Origin of the sequence: Streptomyces sp. RFCAC02, from assembly GCF_004193175.1 — a bacterium.
In the GTDB taxonomy this organism is placed as follows: domain Bacteria; phylum Actinomycetota; class Actinomycetes; order Streptomycetales; family Streptomycetaceae; genus Streptomyces.
Window position 1 is genome coordinate 3,058,005 of sequence record NZ_SAUH01000001.1, and the last position, 21,308, is coordinate 3,079,312.

The 21,308-nt window shown below is 76.0% G+C and carries 16 protein-coding genes; 7 read left to right on the forward strand and 9 right to left on the reverse strand.

Going from position 1 to position 21,308, the window contains the following annotated elements:
* The first annotated feature begins 111 nt into the window (after nucleotides 1–111).
* Nucleotides 112–957, forward strand: a complete 846-nt coding sequence (locus EMA09_RS14275; protein WP_240796392.1) for an HAD hydrolase family protein — start codon at nucleotides 112–114, stop codon at nucleotides 955–957.
* 30 nt (nucleotides 958–987) lie between these two features.
* Here the strand turns inward: EMA09_RS14275 and EMA09_RS14280 are convergent, their stop codons facing one another.
* Complete coding sequence (locus tag EMA09_RS14280) at nucleotides 988–1,935, reverse strand: metallophosphoesterase (RefSeq protein ID WP_129841419.1); 948 nt, start codon at nucleotides 1,933–1,935, stop codon at nucleotides 988–990.
* 121 nt (nucleotides 1,936–2,056) lie between these two features.
* Nucleotides 2,057–3,229, reverse strand: coding sequence for a LacI family DNA-binding transcriptional regulator (locus EMA09_RS14285; protein ID WP_240796393.1), 1,173 nt, complete (start codon nucleotides 3,227–3,229; stop codon nucleotides 2,057–2,059).
* Nucleotides 3,230–3,565: 336 nt separating this feature from the next.
* On the opposite strand from EMA09_RS14285, the gene hisC reads away from it, so the two are divergent.
* From hisC to EMA09_RS14315, 6 genes are all read left to right on the forward strand, one after another.
* A complete protein-coding gene (gene hisC / locus EMA09_RS14290; protein WP_129844039.1) occupies nucleotides 3,566–4,657 on the forward strand; it encodes a histidinol-phosphate transaminase in 1,092 nt (363 codons plus the stop codon).
* A 114-nt stretch (nucleotides 4,658–4,771) separates the two neighbouring features.
* Nucleotides 4,772–6,280 carry a cytochrome ubiquinol oxidase subunit I gene (locus tag EMA09_RS14295; protein WP_129841420.1) on the forward strand — a complete coding sequence of 503 codons (1,509 nt, stop codon included), beginning with the start codon at nucleotides 4,772–4,774 and terminating at the stop codon, nucleotides 6,278–6,280.
* 10 nt (nucleotides 6,281–6,290) lie between these two features.
* Nucleotides 6,291–7,286, forward strand: coding sequence for a cytochrome d ubiquinol oxidase subunit II (gene cydB, locus EMA09_RS14300; protein WP_129841421.1), 996 nt, complete (start codon nucleotides 6,291–6,293; stop codon nucleotides 7,284–7,286).
* 12 nt (nucleotides 7,287–7,298) lie between these two features.
* Nucleotides 7,299–10,787 (forward strand): thiol reductant ABC exporter subunit CydD, encoded by a 3,489-nt coding sequence (cydD, locus tag EMA09_RS14305; RefSeq protein ID WP_129841422.1) that lies wholly within the window; start codon nucleotides 7,299–7,301, stop codon nucleotides 10,785–10,787.
* A 58-nt stretch (nucleotides 10,788–10,845) separates the two neighbouring features.
* A complete protein-coding gene (locus EMA09_RS14310; RefSeq protein WP_240796394.1) occupies nucleotides 10,846–12,375 on the forward strand; it encodes a GAF domain-containing protein in 1,530 nt (509 codons plus the stop codon).
* 17 nt (nucleotides 12,376–12,392) lie between these two features.
* Nucleotides 12,393–13,115, forward strand: coding sequence for an SDR family oxidoreductase (locus tag EMA09_RS14315; RefSeq protein WP_129841423.1), 723 nt, complete (start codon nucleotides 12,393–12,395; stop codon nucleotides 13,113–13,115).
* Nucleotides 13,116–13,136: 21 nt separating this feature from the next.
* On the opposite strand, the gene EMA09_RS14320 is transcribed toward EMA09_RS14315, so the two are convergent.
* Genes EMA09_RS14320 through EMA09_RS14350 form a run of 7 tightly spaced genes read right to left on the reverse strand, consistent with a single transcriptional unit; the run spans nucleotide 13,137 to nucleotide 21,301 of the window.
* Nucleotides 13,137–13,877, reverse strand: coding sequence for a lipopolysaccharide biosynthesis protein (locus EMA09_RS14320; protein WP_129841424.1), 741 nt, complete (start codon nucleotides 13,875–13,877; stop codon nucleotides 13,137–13,139).
* On the reverse strand, nucleotides 13,874–14,965 hold the full coding sequence (locus EMA09_RS14325; protein WP_129841425.1) for a glycosyltransferase: 1,092 nt from the start codon (nucleotides 14,963–14,965) through the stop codon (nucleotides 13,874–13,876). The genes EMA09_RS14320 and EMA09_RS14325 overlap by 4 nt, the downstream gene beginning before the upstream one ends.
* Complete coding sequence (locus EMA09_RS14330) at nucleotides 14,962–15,738, reverse strand: polysaccharide deacetylase family protein (protein ID WP_129841426.1); 777 nt, start codon at nucleotides 15,736–15,738, stop codon at nucleotides 14,962–14,964. The genes EMA09_RS14325 and EMA09_RS14330 overlap by 4 nt, the downstream gene beginning before the upstream one ends.
* Nucleotides 15,728–17,341, reverse strand: a complete 1,614-nt coding sequence (locus tag EMA09_RS14335) for a lipid II flippase MurJ (RefSeq protein ID WP_240796666.1) — start codon at nucleotides 17,339–17,341, stop codon at nucleotides 15,728–15,730. The genes EMA09_RS14330 and EMA09_RS14335 overlap by 11 nt, the downstream gene beginning before the upstream one ends.
* Nucleotides 17,342–17,349: 8 nt before the next feature.
* Nucleotides 17,350–18,681 (reverse strand): O-antigen ligase family protein, encoded by a 1,332-nt coding sequence (locus EMA09_RS14340; protein WP_129841428.1) that lies wholly within the window; start codon nucleotides 18,679–18,681, stop codon nucleotides 17,350–17,352.
* Nucleotides 18,678–20,108: an exopolysaccharide biosynthesis polyprenyl glycosylphosphotransferase gene (locus tag EMA09_RS14345; protein WP_129841429.1), complete on the reverse strand. Its 1,431-nt coding sequence runs from the start codon at nucleotides 20,106–20,108 to the stop codon at nucleotides 18,678–18,680. Before EMA09_RS14345 ends, EMA09_RS14340 begins: the two co-directional genes overlap by 4 nt.
* Nucleotides 20,105–21,301, reverse strand: a complete 1,197-nt coding sequence (locus EMA09_RS14350; protein WP_129841430.1) for a glycosyltransferase family 4 protein — start codon at nucleotides 21,299–21,301, stop codon at nucleotides 20,105–20,107. Before EMA09_RS14350 ends, EMA09_RS14345 begins: the two co-directional genes overlap by 4 nt.
* Nucleotides 21,302–21,308 lie beyond the last annotated feature (7 nt).

Genomic DNA, 21,308 nt, shown 5'->3' on the forward strand with positions numbered 1-21,308 from the left:
CGCAAGCGTAGGGCCAATCCGGCCGCGCAACCGCCGCTTCACGACAACGACCGGCTCCGCCCACATACGAGTGAGGTCGCGCACGGATGTGCGCGCATATGCTCGTTGACTGTGTCCCTTCCCGAAGCCCTGCCGCGCCTGATCGCCACCGACCTCGACGGCACGCTGCTGCGCGACGACAAGACCGTCTCCGCACGAACCATCGCCGCCCTCGCCGCCGCCGAGAGCGCCGGGCTCGAGGTGATCTTCGTGACCGGGCGCCCGGCCCGCTGGATGAACGTCGTCAGCGACCACGTCCACGGCCACGGGATCGCCATCTGCGGCAACGGCGCGGCCGTCGTGGACCTGCACCAGGGCGGTGAGCTCGTGGAGACCCGGCCGCTGCCGCGCGAGAACGCGTGCGCGATCGTCGGCGCCCTGCGGACCGCCGCGCCCGGCGTCACCTTCGCGGTGGAACGCACCACCGGTCTCCACTACGAGCCGGACTACCCGCCGTTCGGCTTCGACCCGGCGTTCGAGATCGCGCCCGTCGAACGTCTCCTCGCCCCGGACGCCCGGCACGCCGGGCTGCCCGTCCTCAAGCTGCTGGCACACCACCCGGCGCTCGACCCCGACGCCTTCCTCACCCTCGCGCGCTCGGTCGCGGGCGCGTACGGCGAGGTCACGCGCTCCTCCCCGGCCGCGCTCCTGGAGATCAGCGCGCCCGGCGTGAGCAAGGCCAGCACGCTCGCCGACCGCTGCGCCCGCCGGGGCATCAGGCCCGACGAGGTCGTCGCGTTCGGCGACATGCCGAACGACCTGGAGATGCTGGGCTGGGCGGGCACCGCGTACGCCATGGCCAACGCCCACCCCGCCGTCCTCGCGGCGACACCGCACCGCACCACGTCGAACGAGGACGACGGAGTCGCCCGGGTGATCGAGCAGCTCCTGTCCTGCCGGCGGCCCGTGGCCGGCTGAACGCGGGCCGCGTCCGTCAGGCCCGCGCGGTCACTCCTGCGTGAGCGGCAGCGAGGCGACCAGCAGCTTCCCCGCCATGGTCACCCCGCCGTCCATCGCGACGGCGAGCGAGTCGGCGTAGACGTAGGGGCCGGTCACACGGGCGCCCGGGGGCTCGTCGCCGCCTTCCCCGTCACCGTCGGCGCCGCCCGTCTCCCCCGTGAGGTAGGGGATGGGGCTGTGCCCGTGCACGATCCGGCGCCCGCCGTACGTGTCGAGCAGCTCGCGCGCCGTCTGCGGCCCGGCGTCGTCCCTGAAGGCGAAGCGCTTGGTGAACTTGCGGAACAGCTCCCACGTCTCCTCGACGTCATTGCGCTGGAGCGCCTGCCAGATCGCGTCGTTGACGTCCTCGACGGTGCTGCCGTACTCCAGGTACGAGGTGGTGTCGGAGTGCATCAGCAGGTGCCCGTCCGCGAGGGCGAGGGAGTCGAGGCGCGACATCCACTGGAGGTGGTGGTCCTCGAGGCGCTCCATGTCGGAGTGCTGGCCGCCGTTCAGCAGCCAGGCGGTCTTGAACGAGCCGGTGCCGGCCGCCGACTCGACCGGGGCGTCGCCGAAGCGGCAGGCACCGAGCAGAAGGAGCTCGTGGTTGCCGAGGAGCGCCTTGCAGTAGCCCCCGGCCGCGGCGGCCTCGGCGGACAGCCGCATCACGAGGTCGAGGACGCCGACGCCGTCCGGCCCCCGGTCGGTGAAGTCGCCGAGGAACCAGAGCCGCGCGTTGCCCGCGGCCCAGGCGTCCGATCCGTCGATGAGGCCCGCCTCCCGCAGGGCGGCGCGGAGTTCCTCCAGGTAGCCGTGGACGTCGCCGACGACGTACAGCGGCCCCGCCCCCTCGATCACCGGCAGGTCGCGCTCCGTCGGCGTGTAGGGGGCGCCGGGCACGGCCGGTTCCGCTCCGCCGGGCCACACATCCGGTCCCTCGCCGGCCCCCTGAGTCATCGACCCCTCCACCACTACGCGCCGCCTCCACCTGTTGGACCCGCCGACCGGCCGGTCCCGGTGCCGTTCGCCCATCATAGGAACGCCGGTGCCCGGATGTGACACACCTGTACCCGGGAATCTACTGGTCGGCGGCGGGTGCGCGGCGCGGGGCGGCCACCCGGGGGACCGCGGGACCGCCGTCCGCGCGGGCCGCGGTGAGGGGCGGCCGCTGCGACGAGGTCCTGACGATCAGTTCGGTGGGCATGACCCGGTGCACGGCCTCGGCGGCCGGGACGGGGGTGGCCGAGCGTCCGTCGACGCCCTCGATGGCGTCGATGAGGAGCTGGATGACGGCCGTGCCGATGCGGGCGGGCTTGAGGGACAGGGTGGTGATGGGCGGCTCGGTGCCCGCGTAGACCGTCGACTCGCTGCAGCAGACGATGAGCAGGTCCTCGGGAACGCGCAGGCCGTAGCGGCGGGCGGCGGCCAGGAGGTCCGTGCCGTTCGGGTCGAACAGGCCGTAGACGGCGTCGGGCCGGTCGGGGCGCGCGAGCAGCCGGTCGGCGGCGACGGCGCCGGCGCACGGGTCGTGGGCGGGGTAGGACTCGTACACCGGGGCCTGGCCGTGGCGCTCGCACCAGGTGAGGTACGCGCGGGTGGAGAGGCGGGTGTACGTGTCGGTGCTGGTGCCGGTCAGCAGGCCGATCCGGCGGGCGCCGCCGGCCGCGAGGTGGTCGAGGAGGCCGGTCACGGCGGCCTCGTGGTCGTTGTCCACCCAGGCGGTGACGGGGAGACTGCCGCCCGGCCTGCCGTCGGAGACGACGGGCACGCCCTGGCGGACGAGTTCGGCGACGACCGGGTCGTGGTCGGACGGGTCGATGATGACGGTGCCGTCGAGGGCGACGTTGGACCACACGTCGAACTCGCTGCGCTGCGCGCCGGCGGGGAGGATGACCAGGGCGTAGCCCCGGGCGAGTGCCGCGGAGGTGGCGGCCCTGGCCATCTCCGCGAAGTAGGCGAACTCGGTGAAGGTGAAGGGCTCGTCGCCGTAGGTGGTGACGGTGAGCCCGATCAGGCCCGACTTGCCGGTGCGCAGGGTGCGGGCGGCGGCCGAGGGGCGGTAGCCGAGGCGGTCGGCCACGGAGCGGACGTGGCGTCGGGTCGCGTCGGGGAGGCGGCCCTTGCCGTTGAGCGCGTCGGAGACGGTGGTGATCGAGACCCCGGCGGCCGCGGCGACATCCCTGATGCCCGCCCGTTGCCCGCTCGTCCTGCGGCCGGCGGTCCGGGTCACCTGATGCTTCGCTGCTGTCATGGCGACCTGATGGTAGGCCCGGTCGGGGCACGGCGCGGCGGGACGTGGACGCGGTGACGGCGTGACGTTTCTGCACGACAGGAGGCGTCTTCTGGAGAGCTTTCGAAGGCTGAGTGGCACACCTCGCCGAAGATCCCAAGGGGGTGTGCGGAATTCGCGGCCCCGCGGCCGTCGATTCAACGCCCCGCGCCTCACCCTCAAGAGTGGGGCGCGCCACGGCGCACGCCACCCGCGCACGGATGCCGTCAGCGCCTCTCCCGCGCGGAGACACGCCGGTGTGGGGGGTCTCTTAGGGTGGATCGGGTGACAACCTCATCTTCTCAGGACCCGGCAGCCGTGGCGGCCGCGGGTCCACGGCTGCGGTCCGCGCTGGACGGCATCCCCGCCTATGTGCCGGGGAAGCCGGCCGACGGCGGGCCGGTGACGTTCAAGCTCTCCTCGAACGAGAACCCGTACCCGCCCCTGCCCGGTGTGCTGGAGTCGGCCGTCGCGGCGGCGGGCGCTCTCAACCGGTACCCGGACCTGGCCTGCGCCGCGCTGACGGCCGAGCTGGCCGAGCGGTTCGGCGTCCCCGCCGACCACCTGGCGACCGGCACCGGCTCCGTCGGAGTGGCCCAGCAGCTCGTGCAGTGCACGGCGGGGCCGGGCGACGAGGTGATCTACGCGTGGCGCTCGTTCGAGGCCTACCCGATCATCACGCAGATCTCGGGGGCCGTCTCGGTCCGGGTGCCGCTGACGCCGGACGAGCGGCACGACCTCGACGCGATGGCGGACGCGATCACGCCCAGGACGCGGCTGGTCTTCGTCTGCGTGCCGAACAACCCGACCGGCACGGCGATCCCCCGCGCCGACCTCGTGCGGTTCCTCGACCGGGTGCCGGACGACGTGCTGGTGGTGCTCGACGAGGCGTACCGGGAGTTCAACCGGGACCCGGAGGTCGCTGACGGCATCGAGCTGTACCGCGACCGGCCGAACGTGTGCGTGCTGCGGACGTTCTCGAAGGCGTACGGCCTGGCGGGGCTGCGCGTCGGGTTCGCCGTGGCCCACGCGCCGGTGGCCGCCGCGCTGCGGAAGACGGCGGTGCCGTTCGGTGTGAGCCAGATCGCGCAGAACGCGGCCATCGCCTCGCTGCGGAGCGAGGCGGCGCTGGCGGAGCGGGTGGACGCGCTGGTGGCGGAGCGGTCGCGGCTGTGGGACGCGCTGACGGCGCAGGGCTGGCGGGTGCCCGTCTCGCAGGCGAACTTCCTGTGGCTGCGGCTCGGTGCGGACACCGGTGCGTTCGCGGCGGCGTGCGAGGAGGCGGGCGTGACCGTGCGGCCGTTCCAGGGCGAGGGCGTGCGCGCCTCGGTGGGGGAGCGCGAAGGGAACGACCTGCTGCTGCGCACGGCCGAGGCGTTCCTGGCCCGGCATCCCAGGCTGCGGAGCTGACGGCACCCCCCGCGACGGTGATCGCGGGGGGTGTGGTCCATAATGGCTTGTGAATGTGAATACGTTCACAAGACCTGATCATTCCACCCGCTCATCGGCGGAGGGAGCACAACCGTGGACCTCGCTCTCGCACCGGAGACCCTGGCGCGGTGGCAGTTCGGCATCACGACCGTCTACCACTTCCTCTTCGTCCCGCTGACGATCTCGCTGGCCGCGCTGACGGCGGGCCTGGAGACGGCGTGGGTGCGCACCAAGAAGGAGAAGTACCTCAGGGCGACCAAGTTCTGGGGGAAGCTCTTCCTGATCAACATCGCGATGGGGGTCGTGACCGGCCTCGTGCAGGAGTTCCAGTTCGGCATGAACTGGTCGGACTACTCCCGCTTCGTCGGAGACGTCTTCGGCGCCCCGCTCGCCTTCGAGGCGCTGATCGCCTTCTTCTTCGAGTCCACGTTCATCGGCCTGTGGATCTTCGGCTGGGACAAGCTGCCGCCGAAGCTGCACGTCGCCACGATCTGGACGGTCGCGGTCGGCACCGTCCTGTCCGCCTACTTCATCCTGGCCGCCAACTCCTGGATGCAGCACCCGGTCGGATACCGGATCGACGAGGAGACGGGCCGCGCGCAGCTCACCGACTTCGTCCGCGTCCTCACCCAGAACACGGCCGTCGCCCAGTTCGCGCACACCATCACCGCCGCGTTCCTCACCGGAGGGGCGTTCATGGTCGGCATCGCCGCCTACCACCTGATGCGCCGCCGGCACGTCCAGGTGATGCGGACGTCCCTGCGCCTCGGCCTCGTCACGATGGTCGTCGCCGGCCTGCTGACCGCGTTCACCGGCGACCGGCTCGGCAAGATCATGTACGAGCAGCAGCCGATGAAGATGGCCGCGGCCGAGGCCCTGTGGGAGACCCAGGCACCCGCGCCGTTCTCGCTCTTCGCCATCGGCGACGTGGACGAGGGCCACAACCGGGTCACGGTGGAACTGCCCGGTCTGCTGTCGTTCCTCGCGCACGACAACTTCTCGGAGGCCGTCCCCGGCATCAACGACACCAACGAGGCGATGCAGGAGCAGTACGGCCCCGGCGACTACCGGCCCGCGATCCCGGTGGCCTACTGGAGCTTCCGCTGGATGATCGGCTTCGGCATGGCCTCCTTCACGCTCGGCGCCGTCGGACTGTGGCTCACCCGCCGTCGGCTGTGGCTCGCGGAGCACCTGCGCACCGGACCGGACGAACGCCCCCACCTGGCGCTCACCCGGGACCGCGCCCTCGGTCCGGTCCTCACCCGCTGGTACTGGCGGCTCGCCGTGCTCACCATGCTCTTCCCGCTGATCGCCAACGCCTGGGGCTGGATCTTCACCGAGACCGGCCGCCAGCCGTGGGCCGTCTTCGGCCTGCTGCGCACCTCGGCCGCCGTGTCCCCGGGGGTGTCGCAGGCGGAGGTCCTCATCTCGCTGATCGTCTTCACCGCCCTGTACGCGGTGCTCGGGTTCATCGAGGTGCGGCTGCTGATCAAGTACGCCAAGGCGGGGCCGCCGGAGCTGACCGAGTCCGATCTGAATCCGCCGAGCAGGATCGGCGGGGACGACCCCGCCGCCGACCGCCCGATGGCGTTCTCGTACTGAGGAGCGTGCGATGGAACTCCACGACATCTGGTTCGTCATCATCGCCGTGCTGTGGACCGGCTACTTCTTCCTGGAGGGCTTCGACTTCGGCATCGGCGTCCTCAGCGGCACCCTGGCCCGCGACCGGGCGGAGCGCCGGGTCCTGATCAACACCATCGGCCCCGTCTGGGACGGCAACGAGGTGTGGCTCATCTCGGCCGCGGGGGCGACGTTCGCCGCGTTCCCCGACTGGTACGCGACCCTCTTCTCCGGCTTCTACCTGCCCCTGCTGCTCATCCTCGTCGGCCTGATCGTGCGGGGCGTCGGGTTCGAGTACCGGGCGAAGCGGTCGTCCGAGCGGTGGCAGCGGAACTGGGAGCGCGCCGTCTTCTGGACCTCGCTCGGCGTCGCCTTCCTGTGGGGCCTCGCCTTCGCCAACATCGTGCGCGGCGTGCCCATGGACGCGCGGCACGAGTACACCGGCGGCCCGGCCGACCTGCTCAGCCCGTACGCGCTGCTCGGCGGCGTGATGACGGTGGTCCTGTTCACGTTCCACGGCGCGGTGTTCGCCGCGCTGAAGACGGTGGGCGACATCCGGCTGCGGGCACGGCGCGCGGCGGGCGGGCTCGGTGCGGCGACCGCCGTGCTGGCGGGCCTGTTCCTCGCCTGGACGCAGGCCGACCACGGCAACGTCCGCAGCCTCGCCGCCATCGTGGTGGCGGGCGCCGCGCTCGCCGCGGCACTGGCCGCCAACGCGGCGGGCCGCGAGGGCTGGGCGTTCGTCTTCTCGGGCGTGGTGATCGTGTCCCTGGTGGCCACGCTGTTCCTGGCCCTCTTCCCGGACGTCATGCCGTCCTCGACGGACCCGTCGTGGAGCCTGACCGTGGAGAACGCCGCGTCCGCCCCGTACACGCTGCGGATCATGACCTGGTGCGCCGTCCTCGCCACGCCGCTGGTGCTGCTCTACCAGGGCTGGACGTACTGGGTGTTCCGCAAGCGCGTCGGCACCCAGCACATAGCGTCGTAGGGCGGGACGACCATGAAGCCCATCGACCCCCGCCTGCTGCGCCACGCCCGCGCCACACGCGGCTTCCTGGCCGCGTCGGTGGCGCTCGGGCTGGCCGGCGCCGGGCTCGTCATCGCCCAGGCCGTGCTGATCGCCGGCATCGTCACCGACGCGTTCGTCCACGGCAGGGCACTCGCGGACCTGCGCACACCGCTCCTGCTGCTCGCGGCGACGGCGGTCGGGCGCGGCCTGGTCGGCTATCTGACCGAACTCGCCGCGCACCGGTCGGCCGCCGCCGTGAAGTCGGAGCTGCGGATGCGGCTGCTCGAGCGGGCCGCCCGGCTGCCGGACGGCGGCGGCCGGTCCACCGGTGAGCTGGCCACGCTGGCCACGCGCGGCATCGATGCCCTCGACGGCTACTTCGCCCGCTACCTGCCCCAGCTCGGGCTGGCCGCCGTGGTACCGGCCGCCGTGCTGGCCCGGATCGTCACCGACGACTGGGTGTCGGCGGCCACGATCGCCGCGACGCTGCCGCTGATCCCGCTCTTCATGGCGCTGATCGGCTGGGCCACCCAGACGCAGATGGACCGGCAGTGGCGACAGCTCACCCGGCTCGCGGGCCACTTCCTCGACGTGGTCGGCGGCCTCGGGACGCTGAAGGTCTTCGGCCGCGCCAAGGCCCAGGCGGACACCATCCGGGCCATCACCCACGACTACCGGCGGACGACGCTGCGCACCCTGCGGGTCGCCTTCCTGTCCTCCTTCGCCCTCGAACTGCTGGCCACCATCTCGGTCGCACTGGTCGCGGTCGGCATCGGCATGCGCCTGGTGCACGGCGAACTCGACCTCTTCACCGGGCTCGTCGTCCTCATCCTGGCGCCGGAGGCATACCTGCCCCTGCGGCAGGTCGGAGCGCAGTTCCACGCCGCGCAGGAGGGCCTGTCGGCGGCCGACGAGGTGTTCACCCTGCTGGAGGCCGAACTCCCGGCCACCGGCACCGCTCCCGTTCCGGCGGACGGCACGATCACGCTGGACCGGCTGACCGTGCGGTACGCGGGGCGCACCGACGACGCGCTCGCCCCGACCAGTCTGACGCTGGCCCCCGGCGAGACCGTCGCCCTTACCGGCCCGTCGGGCGGCGGCAAGTCCACCCTCCTCGCAGCACTGCTCGGACTGGTGCGGCCGGCCGCCGGCCGGATCCTGGTGGGCGGTCAGGACCTCGCCACGCTCGACCCGGCCGCCTGGCGGCGCAGGATCTCCTGGGTCCCGCAGCACCCCCACCTCTTCGCGGGGACGGTCGCCGACAACGTCCGCCTGGCACGCCCGGACGCGGACGACGAGGCCGTCGCCGCGGCCCTGCGCGCCGCGGCGGCCGGCGACCTGGCCCCGGAGCGGCGGCTCGGCGAGCTGGGCGCCGGCCTCTCCGCGGGACAGCGCCGCCGTGTCGCGCTGGCCAGGGCGTTCCTCGCCGACCGGCCGATCCTCCTGCTCGACGAGCCCACGGCCGCCCTGGACGGCGACACGGAGGCGGAGGTCGTCGCGGCCATCCGGCGGCTGACCACCGGCCGTACCGCCCTCCTGGTCACCCACCGGCCCGCTCTCCTGGCCGCCGCGGACCGCGTGTTTCACGTGAAACCAAACCGGCCGAAGGCCGCCAAGCCGGACGTTCCCGGCCCCACCGACGAGGCCGGGGCGCCGTCCGCGACGAGGACCGAGCAGGACGGTGCGCCGCTCGCCGAGGCCACGGACAGGGCCGGCGGATCGCGTGCCCTGTCCCCGCTGCGCTGGGTACGCGCCGAGGGGGTCGGCCACACGGGCCGCCTCGGCCTGGCGGCGCTCCTCGGCGCCCTCGCCCTGGGCAGCGCGGCCGGTCTGATGGCCACCTCGGGCTGGCTCATCTCACGGGCGTCCGAGCAGCCGCCGGTGCTCTACCTGATGGTCGCCGTCACGGCCACCCGCGCCTTCGGCATCGGCAGGGCCGTCTTCCGGTACGCCGAGCGGCTGGTCGGCCACGACGCCGTGCTGCGCGTCCTGGCCGGTCTGCGCGTCACCGTGTACCGGCGGCTGGAGCGCCTCGCCCCCGCCGGGCTCGGCCGCACACGGCGCGGCGACCTGCTCTCGCGCCTCGTCGCCGACGTGGACGCGCTCCAGGACTACTTCCTGCGGTGGCTCCTGCCGCTGGTGGGCGCGGCGGCGGTCGGCCTGGCGGCGGTCGTCTTCACCGGCGCGCTGCTCCCGGCCGCCGGTGCCGCGCTCGCGGCCGGCCTGCTCGCCGCCGGGGTGGGTGTACCGCTGCTGACGGCCGCCGTGGCCCGCCGTACCGAGCAGCGCCTCGCCCCGGCGCGCGGCGCCCTGTCGACGGCCACCGTCGACCTGCTGACCGGCACCGCGGAACTGGCGGTCGCCGGCGCGCTGCCCGCCCGGCTGGCCGTCGCCGCCGAGGCCGACCGCCGCCTCACCCGGCTCGCGGCCCGTTCCGCCGCCGCCCAGGCGCTGGGCGGCGGCCTGCTGGCCCTGATCACCGGCTGGACCGTCACCGCCGTCGCCTGGCTGGCGGTACCCGCCGAGCCGGGCGTCTGGCTGGCGACCCTCGTGCTGACGCCGCTCTCCGTCTTCGAGGCGGTGGCCGGCCTGCCGCTCGCCGTCGCGCACCGCCAGCGCGCCCGCCGGTCGGCCGAGCGCGTCCGCGACATCCTGGACGCCCCGGCGCCGGTCCGGGAGCCGGACCGTCCCGCGTCCCCGCCGGCCGGTCCGTTCCCGGTCCGGCTGCGCGGTCTGACCGCCCGCCACCCGGACCGGGCCGACGCGACGGCGCCCGCCGCGCTGAGCGGCATCGACCTCGACCTCACGCCGGGCCGCCGTGTCGCGGTCATCGGCCCGTCCGGCGCGGGCAAGACAACGCTCGCGCACTGCCTGCTGCGGTTCCTCGACCCGGCCGGCGGGACGTACACCCTCGGCGGCACCGACGCGACAGCGCTCGACGGCGACGCCGTCCGCCGGATGGTCGGCCTGTGCGCCCAGGACGCGTACCTCTTCGACAGCACCCTGCGGGAGAACCTGCGTCTCGCCGCACCGGACGCGGACGACACCGCCCTCCGCGGTGCCCTCGCCGCCGCCCGCCTGCTGGAGTGGGTCGACGGCCTGCCGGACGGCCTCGACACCCCGGTCGGCGAACACGGCGCCCATCTCTCCGGCGGGCAGCGGCAGCGGCTGGCGCTGGCCCGCGCTCTGCTGGCCGACTTCCCGGTCCTGGTGCTCGACGAGCCGGCGGAACACCTCGACCTGCCCACCGCCAACGCCCTGACCGCCGACCTGCTCACCGCCACCGAGGGACGCGCCGCCGTGCTGATCACCCACCGGCTCACCGGCCTCGACGCCGTGGACGAGGTGCTGGTGCTGGACCGCGGCCGGGTCGTACAGCGCGGGACCCCCGCCGCGCTCGCCCTGGCGGACGGCCCCTACCGGCGCCTCCTCGCGCGGGAGCAGGCCCAGGACGGACCGGTGATGGCGGCGGCCGGGTGACCCCCCGTTCCCGCATTCCCGACTTTCGCCCCCATACCGGACTGATTACGCTCGGCCCATGCGGCAGCGGACACCGATCCCCCGGCTGCTGAGGGCCATGGAGTCCATCGGCGGCGACACCGAGCCCCTGGCCGTGCTCCGCCGTACCGCCGCCACCGCCGCCGAACTGGCCGGCGCGCGGTTCGCCGCCGTCGCCGTCCTCAACGACGACGGGAACGGCATCGGCCACCTCGTGACCCACGGCGACGGCCCGCCGCCCGACGACCTGGTGCGCGCGCTGCTCGACGGCACCTCCCCGCGCACTCCCGACACGCTCCGGGTGCCGGTCCTCGTGCACGGCGCGAAGTTCGGCGCCCTCCAGGTCTCCGCCCGCGCGGACGGCCGCCCGTTCACGGCCGAGATCCGCCAGCTCCTGCGCGTCCTCGCCACGGAGGCGGGCATCGCGCTGGGGAACGCCCGGCTGCACGAGGCGATCCGCGTCCAGTCCCGGTGGATGGACAGCAGCTTCGAACTGTCGACCACCCTGCTGTCCGACGACGAGGACAACGCCCTGGCCGTCGTCGCCGAACAGGCCCGCCGGCTCGCGGGCGCCACGACCGGCGCCGTCCTCGAACCGACCGGCGACCGGGGCCTGCAGGTCGTCGCCGCCAGCGCCGAGGCCCCCCGCGGGCTGATCGGAACGGTGCTCCCCGGGCACGTCCTGGCTGTGCGGCAGGTCCTCGCCGGAGAACCCGTCGTGCTCGACGACCCGGTCGGCGACCCCCGGATGCACATGGGCCTGACCAGCGCGCAGGGACCCGGCATGCTGCTGCCGCTGGCGAGCGACGGCACGGTCCTCGGCGCGCTCGCGCTCTCCCGCGAGCCGGGCGCGCCGCCGTACACCGTCCAGGAACGGGCGCTCACGATCCAGTTCGCGCAGCAGGCGGCCCTGGCCCTGCTGCTGGCCCGCGCGCGGCGCGACCGCGAACAGCTCGCCGTCCTGGAGGACCGCGACCGGATCGCGCGCGACCTGCACGACCTGGTGATCCAGCGGCTGTTCGCGGTCGGCATGGTCCTGGAGGGCGCCCGGCGCGCCGCTCCCGCGGCGGCGGAGCGCATCGAGACGGCGACCCGCGAACTGGACGCGACGATCCAGGAGATCCGTACGGCGATCTTCGCGCTCCAGCAGCCGCCGGACGAGGCGCCGAGCGGCCTGCGGACCCGTGTGCTGCGGGAGACGGGCGCGGCGGCCACGACGCTCGGCTTCGCGCCGTCGGTCGCGTTCGGCGGTCCGGTGGACGCCCTGGTCGGCGAGGAGGTCGCCGGGCAGCTCGTGGCCGCGCTCCGCGAGGGCCTGTCCAACGCCGCGCGCCACGCCAGGGCCTCGCGCGTCGATGTCACGGTGGACGCGGCCGGCACCCTGCCGGACGGCCGTCCCGCCGTGACGCTCACCGTGTCGGACGACGGTGTGGGCGTCCCGCCCGACGTGACGCGGCGCAGCGGCCTGCGCAACATCCGGGACCGCGCCGTGTCCCTCGGCGGCGAGGCGTCGACGGGGCCGGGGCCGGACGGGAAGGGGACGACGCTCACGTGGCGGGTCCCGAGGTGACGGGTTACGGTCCGGACATGGCCGGACGGACGGTGGTGATCAGCGGCGGCGGCACGGGCATCGGCCTGGCCACGGCGCACGCCTTCGCGCGCGACGGCGACACGGCCGTGCTGGTCGGCCGGCGGGCGGCCGTCCTCGAACGGGCGGCCGAAGCGGTCGGGGGCGCCGTGGCCTGTCCCGCCGACCTCACCGACCCGGCCGGCGCTGACCGGGTGGCCCGCCGGGTCGGGGACCGGTTCGGCGCCGTGGACGTCCTGGTGCTCGCGGCCGGCGGCACGGACGGGACGGAGACCGGCGACGTGCCCGCCGATCCGCTGGCCACCGTGGCCCGCGAGTGGACGGCGCACTTCCGGCGCAACGTCCTGACCGCCGTGCTCCTGACGGAGGCGCTGCGCGACCGCCTGGCGTCCCCGGGCGGCCGGGTGCTGTTCGTGTCCTCGGCCGCCGCCTGCCGGGGCGGCGCGCCGGCGGCCCACACGGGCGCCAAGGCGGCGCTCCACCCGTACGCCGTGTGCCTCGCACGCGACCTCGGGCCGCGCGGCGTCACGGTGAACGTGGTGGCGCCCGGCCCGGTCGACGGCGCCGGCGCCGTCCCGCACGCGACGACGGACGCGTTCGACGGCCGCACCGGCCGCCCGGGCGACGTGGCGGCGACGCTGCACTGGCTCGCCTCCCCCGCCGCCGCGCACATCACGGCGCAGACCCTCATGATCGACGGCGGCGCGTCCCGCCCGCACTGACCACGGAAGTGCCGGCCCGTGTCACACCGTCGCTCCGGCCCGTTCCTGCGGATCCGGCTGTGCCGGCACCGGCGGCTGGCCGGTGCGGCCCGGGCCGCGCCCGGTGCCCCCGCCCGGACGGGCGAGGGGCAGGAGGAGCCCGGCCACCGCCCCGGCGCAGCCTCCCACCGCCGCCGACAGCAGGCCGCGCGGCGTGACCGGATCCGCCGGTGGCACGGCCTCCAGCACCTGGACGAGCGACGTGCCCGTGGCCTCGTCGGCCGCGTCCGTCCGGGCCACGAGGGCACGGGCCACCGCGTTGGCGGCGCGTGCCGCGTCCTGCGCGTCCGGCGCCCGCCCGGTGATGCCGATGACCGGCGCGTCCGGTGACGTGGCGGCCGTCACCCGGTCCCGCAGCGTCGCCGTGTCCACCCCGGCGTCCGTGTGCGCCGTCCGCAGCACGTCCCCGCTCGTCACCAGCCGGCCGTACGCCTGGGCGAGCCCCACGGCCGCCGCGCGGTCCGCGTCGTCGGCGGCTGCCACCACGACGTAGGCGTCGGCCGCGTAGGCGTGGTCGGTCAGCGCCGCGCAGCCGCAGCCGAGCAGCGCGCCGAGCGCCATCCCGGCCAGCGGCGGCAGCCACGGACGGGACAGCGACCGAAGCCGTACGCGCGGCCAGGCGCGGAACCCCCGCCGGAACCACGACCGGAGCCGGGCCAGGCGCCGGCGCAGCCGCCGGCCCGGCCGCACCCGCGCGACCACCCGTACCACCCGCTGGCTCATCGTTCCCGCACTCCCTCGTACACGGTCATCAGCCGCTCGGCGGCCCGGTCCACGCCGTAGCGGCGGACGGCCGCCGGCACGGGGAGCCGCCGCACTCCCAGCGCCAGTTCGGCGCGCAGCGCGCGGGCCAGCTCCCCGGCCCCTGCGCCCACCCGGCGGGCACCCGGCGCCTCCCGGCGCGGCAGTTCGTCCACCGCGGGACACGTCACGTGCAGCACCGGCAGACCGGCGGCCAGCGCCTCCAGCACGGCGAGGCCGAACGTCTCCTCGGCGGAGGGCGATACGAACAGGTCGGCGGCCGACAGCAGCGCCGGGACGTCCGGCCGCTCCCCGGCGAACAGCACCCGCCCCGCCGCGCCGAGCCCTTCGGCGAGGGTCCGCAGGCGGTCCCGCTCCGGTCCGTCGCCCACGAGCACGAGCCGCACCGCGCCGGGCAGGGTCGCCACCGCACGCACCAGCGTCCCGAAGCCCTTGCCCGGCACCAGCCGCCCGACGCCGGCCACCACCACCGTGTCCTGGGGCACCCCGAGGGCCGCCCGTACGGCACGCCGCGTGGCCGGGTCGAAACGGAACCGGTCCGCCTCGACGCCGTTCGGGACGACGTGGATGCGCCCCGCCGGCACCCCCCATGCGCGCAGCCGCTCGGCGACGGTCGCTGACACGGCGACGGTGGCAGCGCCCAGCCGCTCGGTCGCCAGGTAGAGCGAACGGGTCCCCGGCGTCAGCGGCCGGCCCTCGATGCGCCGTTCGCCGAGCGAGTGCTCGGTCGCCACCACGGCCCGCACACCGGCGAGGCGCGCGGCGACGCGCCCGTACACGCAGGCGCGGTACAGGTGCGTGTGCACCACGTCGTAGCGGCCGTTCCTGATGAGCCGCACGAGCCGGGGCAGGACCGCCGGGTCGCGGTTGCCGCGCATGCCGAGGTGGGCGACGCGGACGCCGTCGGCGCGCAGGTCGCGGGCGACCGGCCCCGGGTCGGTGAGCGTCACGACGTCGCACGCCAGAGGCAGCCGCCGCAGCAGGGCGCGCAGTTGCCGTTCCGCGCCGCCCACGCCCAGGCCGGTGATGACGTGCAGCGCGCGTCTCACCGCAGCGCCCCGCCCGCGGCCGCTGCGTCGAGGCGCACGGACCGGCGGCGGACCGGGTGCAGCCAGTGCTTGAGCCGCAGCCGCCGTGCCGAGTCGGACTCGCCGACGTGGACGCGCGGCAGCGCCCACCGTCCGGTGAGCGACCCCGGGCTGATGCCGCAGGCGTACGCGTAGCCGGCCGCCCGTACGGCACGCGCGACGCGCCGGTCGACGGCGCCGTACGGGTAGCAGAAACCCGGCACGTCGGCGCCGGTGATCTCGTGCAGCGCGGCCCTGCTCCGGGTGAGTTCGGCGTCGAGGTCCTCGTCCGGGAGCGCGGTCAGGGCGGCGTGCGTCATGCCGTGCGAGCCGATCTCCATCCCGGCGTCGGCGGCGGCGCGCACCCCGTCGTCGGTGAGCAGGCGCTTGCGCGGCCCGTCGGCGTCCCAGACGTTGCTGCCGCCGAGGTACCCGGGGAGGACGAAGACGGTGGCGGTGCAGTTGTGGCCGCGCAGGAGCGGCACGGCGTAGTCGACGAAGTCCTTGTACCCGTCGTCGAAGGTGAGGCCGACGAGCCGTTCGCCGCGCCCCGCCGCGCGGGCGCGCAGCAGTTCCCCGACGGAGACGCCCCGCAGTCCGCGGCGGCGCAGCCAGGCGAGCTGCTCGCGGAGCCGGTCCGGGGTGATGGTGATGCGGTACGGGTCCTCGTCGGCGTAGTCCACGGAGTGGTACATGAGCACCCACAGCGGGACGGCGCCGGGCGCTTCGCCGCGGCGGCGGGGGTCAACGGGCATGCGGCAGCCTCCGGTCGGGGGTCGTACGGGTTTTCCGGCGGGTCCGGACGGCGGTGACGAGCAGGGCCGCCTCGGGGGCGCGGAGCGCGTGGGCGTACGCGGCGAAGGCGGCGGGTACGACGAGACAGCCGGCCGCCGCGGTGGCCAGGGGTCCGGTGGCGGGGCCGGTCGCGGTGACGAGCCAGCCGGTGCCGGCCGCGAGCGCGGCGGCCGTGGCGAGCCGCAGCAGGCGGCCGACGATGCGGCGCGCGTCCACGGGGACCGCGTACCGGCCCAGCCCGCGCAGCAGGAGGAGGGCGGTCAGGGTGATGCCCGCCGCGTTGGCGGCGGCGATGCCCGGCGCGCCGCCCCAGCGGGCCGCCACGGCGCCGGCCGCGACGGTGACCAGCAGGCCGGGAGCCATGGCGGCGGCGGGGTACCAGGTGGGCCGCCCCGTGGAGAAGTACGGCCTGACGAGGGCGCCGACGAGCGTGTGCCCGAGCAGCCCGAGCGCGTACACGCGCATGACCCGGGCGGTGGCGGCGGTGGCCTCCGGGTCGAAGGCGCCGCGCTCGAAGAGCAGCGCGACGATCTGCGGGGCGTACGCGGCGATGTACGCGCCACCGGCGAGGACGACGACGGCGGCGAGCGCGAGGTCCCGCTCGACCCGCAGCCGCGCCCCCCGGGTGTCGCCGTCGGCCAGCGCGCGGGCGACCAGCGGCAAGGTGACGGTGCAGACCATCAGGGAGAGCACCATCGGGAGCTGGGCGACCTTCTGGGCGTAGTTGAGGTGGGAGATGGCACCGGCGGGCAGACCGGACGCGAGGAACCGTTCCGCCAGCACCTGGGTCTGCCGCACGGCCGCGAACAGGGCCACCGGCGCGACCACCGGCACGACGAGGGGGACGGCGCGCTCCACGGTCCGCGGCACGGCGGCACCGCGCGGCAGCCGCCGCAGGAACGCCGGGAGCTGCACGGCCGCCATCAGCGCGCCGCCCACCGCGACCCCGGCGGCGGCGGCCCGTACGCCCCACAGGCCGTGGAGGGCGAGGGCGGCGGCGATGATCCCCGCGTTGTAGGCGACGAGGATCGACGCCGGTGGCAGGAAGCAGCGATGGGCGCGCAGGACCGCGCTGAAATACCCGGCGATGCCGAACGTCAGGACGCTGAGGGCGGTCAGCCGCGTGCAGTCCACCGCGAGCGCGGGGTCGGCGAGCCCGGGCGCGAGCAGGCGTACGAACAGCGGCGCGCCCGCGGCCAGCAGCGCGCACACGCAGCCCAGCGCGAGGAGCAGGCGCGGGAACGTGCCGGCCAGCAGCGCCCGTACGTGCCCGGCGCCGCCCCGGGCCAGCGCCATGCTGAACGCGGGCACGAGCACCAGCGCCATCGCGTCGTCGATGAGCAGCGTCGAGGCGAACTCGGGCACGGTCCACGCGACGAGGAACGCGTCGGTCTCCCCGCCCGCGCCGAACAGGTGGGCGATGATCTGGTCGCGCACCAGCCCGCAGGCCGCACCGGCCGCCGTGAGGGCGGCGGTGACGGCCGCGGCCCGGGCGACGAACCGGCCCGGGGCGCGCGCCCCGTCACCGCGTACGCCGGCCGGCGTACGCGCGGGTGCCCGCAGCGTGCCGCTCACGGCCGCGCACCCCCCGCGCCGTCGCCGGCCGGCGCGGGCACCACCCACCGCGCCGCGAGCCCGAACGCGATGCCCGTCAGCACCGTCGTCGGCCCGCCGATGTCCCCGTACAGGAACGCCACCAGTTGCCAGGCCAGCAGCCCGGCGGCCAGCAGCCCCGCCGCGTCCGCCCGGCGCCGCCGCAGCGCGGCCGCGCCCAGCGCCACGAGCGCCGCCCACCCGCCGACGAGGACCGTGGCGCCCAACAGGCCCTGCTCGGCGAGGACCATGAGGTACATGTTGTGCGGCGACAGCAGTTCCTGCCGTACGAAGCCGTGCCCCGCGCCGCCCGTGTCGCTGCCGCCCGACAGGGCGATGGAGGCGTGCCCGTCCCGCAGCGCGGCGAACCCCTTCGGCCCGACGCCCGTCCACGGGTCGGTCGCCCACATCCCGAGCGCCGCGTCCCACATCGCGTACCGGTCGACGACCGACTGGTCCGGTGTCCCCGTCACCTCGCCGATGCTGCCGAGCCGTTCCCCGACCATGCCCGAGGCGAACGCGGCGCCCCCGCCGAGCAGGGCGCAGGCCGCGAGCAGCGCGAGCAGCACCCGCCGCGCCCGCCGCCCGCCGAGCAGCGCCGCCGGCACCGCGACCGCCAGGACCGCGACCGCCGTGGCGAGCCACGCGCCGCGGCTGAACGAGACGGCCAGGGGCACGCCGAGCAGCACGGCGCACCCGAGGGCCGCCGGCCGCCACCAGCGCGGCGCCCGCGGCGGCGGGGCCAGCGCGCACGCGAGGGCGGCGACGATCCCGAAGCCGACGACCGTCGCCATGGTCATCACGTGCTGCGGACCGTACGTACCGACCGCCCGCACGGTCCGCCCCATGTACGACGCCCCGCTGCCCGACGCGTACTGCCACGTCCCCACCGCGCCCTGCACCAGCGCGAGCACCACCAGGGCGCCCGCCACGAGCCGTACGTCCCGGGCGTCCCGCACGAGGACGACGACCGCGAGCGGTACGAGCACGAAGGTCTGCAGCAGCCGCAGCGCCCCGGGCAGCGCGGCCTCCGGGTCGCGCGCGGCGATCGTCACCAGGGCGAACACCACGGCGGGCGCCCCGAGGACGGCCACCGCGGCACGCCCCAGTGCGGGCCGCTCCCCCCGCAGCAGCACCGCCCCGCACACGCCGACCAGCACGACCGACGCCAGGTCCGCCGGCCCGGCACGCCCCGCGCCGAGGCCCCAACGGTCGGCCGGCAGCGCGAGCAGCAGCACGGTCGCCAGCAGCGGGACGATCCGCCGGTGCGCGACCGTCCGGGCCGCGACGGGCGCCAGGAGGGCCGTCATCGCCCGCCTCCGAACCGGAGGCACACGGCCGTCGTGCGCAGCATGATCAGCACGTCCTGCCACAGCGACCAGGTGTCGATGTACAGGTTGTCGAAACGGACGCGCTCCTCGATCGACGCCGCGGCCCCCCGCAGCCCGCTGATCTGCGCCAGCCCGGTCAGCCCGGCCGGCATGCGGTGCCGGTCCGCGTAGCCGGGATGGGCGCGGCTGAAGCGCTCGACGAAGTACGGACGCTCGGGGCGCGGTCCGACGAGGCTCATGTCGCCGCGCAGGACGTTCCACAGCTGCGGCAGTTCGTCGAGGGAGCTGCGCCGCAGGAGGCGGCCCACGGCGGAGACGCGCGGGTCGCCCTCGATGGACCACCGGGTCGCCGCCTCCCGGTCGTCGGCCGGCCGCAGCGTGCGGAACTTCAGCAGCACGAACCGGCGTCCACCCTCCCCGACGCGCACCTGCCGGAACAGCACGCCGGGGCCGTCCGAGACCCGGACGGCCAGCGCGCAGGCGAGCAGCAGCGGCGCGGCGGCGACGAGCGCGACCGCCGCCACGGCGATGTCGAGCCCGCGCTTCACCGGCCGTCGCGCGCCCGGTGTCCGGGGCGGCTCGACCCGCCGGCACGGGTGACCGAGCAGGTTCCCCGCGGACCGCGCGCCGGCTTCGCCGCAGACGTGCCACGCGGTGCATCCGCGCCCGTGGAGGAGCCGCAGCAGCTCGGGGCGCGGCGGGACCGTGAAGACAGCGTCGCGCACGGTGTTCTGGACGACGGCCCGCTCGATGTCGCCCGGAGCGCACAGCACGGGCAGCGGCGCCGCCCCGTGCGACCGCCTCGGCGCGCGGCCGACGAGTCCGACCGGCCGCATGCCGTACTCCGGGTGCCGCGCGAGTCCCGCCGCGAGGCGCTGCGCGAGCGGGCCGGTCCCGATGACGAGCGTGGAGCGCGGCCTGCTGCGTGCGGCGCCGCGCCGCACGGCGTGCGCCACGGCGCGGAGCGCGCACGCGGTCAGCGCCTGTCCGATGACGGCCGCCAGCAGGTGAAGGAACGATCCTGCCGCGTCGAGCACCGCATCGGCGACGCACCAGGCGACGGCGGAGTGGGCGGACAGCATGGGGAGTTCGTCCAGGGCGCCGTCCGTCGGGGCCGGCCGGTACAGACCGCGCGTGGCGTTCAGCAGCATCAGTACGGCTGCCGCAGCGACGGCGGCCTGCAGGCGGTGCGTCTGCGCGCCCGTCCACACGGCGGCCGTGACGGCGACGGCCAGGACGTCGGCCAGGAGCGGCCCGTGGGCCGCGTCCCGCAGCCGGCCGCCCCCGGGGCGGATCCGCGGCGCCATCGGCGCGCTCAGCGGCCCGCGCGGTGGGACGACCGCCGGTCCGCGCGTCCCCGGGCGCCCCGTCGTGCCGGCGCGCCCGGCCGTTCCCTCGATCGTCATCGCCGCGCGCGTTCCCCGTCGTCGGGCACCCGCGGCGCCACCACGGACGTCAGCTCGCGATAGACACGGGCGCACGCGTCCGCCGCGCGCCGCACGTCGTGCGCCTCGCGCACATGCCCGGCGGCCCGCTCCCCCAGGCGACGGCGCAGCCCGGCGTCCGCGAGCAGCGCGACCAGCGCGTCCCCGAGCGCGTCCGGCGACTCCGGCGGCACCAGGCAGTGCGGCGCGTGCCCGTCCGGCAGGCTCTCCCGCGCCCCGCCGACGTCCGTCAGCACGACGGGCCGCCCGGCCGCCATCGCTTCGAGCGGCGCCAGGGCCATCCCCTCCCAGCGGGACGGCTGCACGACCACGTCCGCCGCCGCGTACCAGGGGCGCGTGTCGTCGCTGTGCCCGGCGAGCAGGACCCCGGGACCCGCGGCGCGGCGCAGCGCGGCACCTTCGGGACCCTCGCCCACGAGGGCGAGCCGCGCGCCCGGCACGCGGGCGGCGACCCGCGGCCAGGCCCGCAGCAGCACGTCCTGCCCCTTCTGCCGGGTGAGCCGCCCCACGCACACGACGAGGGGCGCGCGCTGCGGCAGCCCGTGCACCATGGCCAGCGCGGCCCGCGCCTGCCGCCGGTCCACGCTCCCGGCGACGGGATGCCGCGCGGGGTCGACGCCGTTCGGCACGACCGCGTACCGGCCGCGGACGCCCGCCCGCTCGCCCTCCGCGCGCTCCGCCTCGCTGACGCACAGGAACCGGCCGGTCCAGCGCGCCGCGTACCGCTCCCAGCGCCGCGCCGCCGCGGCGGCCGGTCCGGTGAGGGCCTGGAACGACCACGCGTGCGGCTGGAGCACGGTGGGCACCCGGCCGCGCAGCGCGAGCCGCCCCGCGAGGCCCGCCTCGGCGCTGTGGAGGTGGACGACGTCGGGCCGCAGCCGCCCGAGCAGGCGGGCGGCGCACAGCACCTCCCACGGCAGGTCAGCGCCCGGCCCGCGGCCTGCGAGCCACAGGCGCACCCCGGCGCCCGCCGCCCGGACGTCCCGCGCGAGCCGCCCGCCCGGCGGGCACAGGACGACGGCGCGCGTGCCCGCCCCGGTCTGGGCGCGCACCAGGTCGGCGACGGCCCGGGCGACGCCGCCGTCCACGGGCTGGACGAGGTGGGCGACGGTCAGCGCGCGGGGCGCCCCGGCCGTCCGGGGATCGGTGGACACGGCCGCC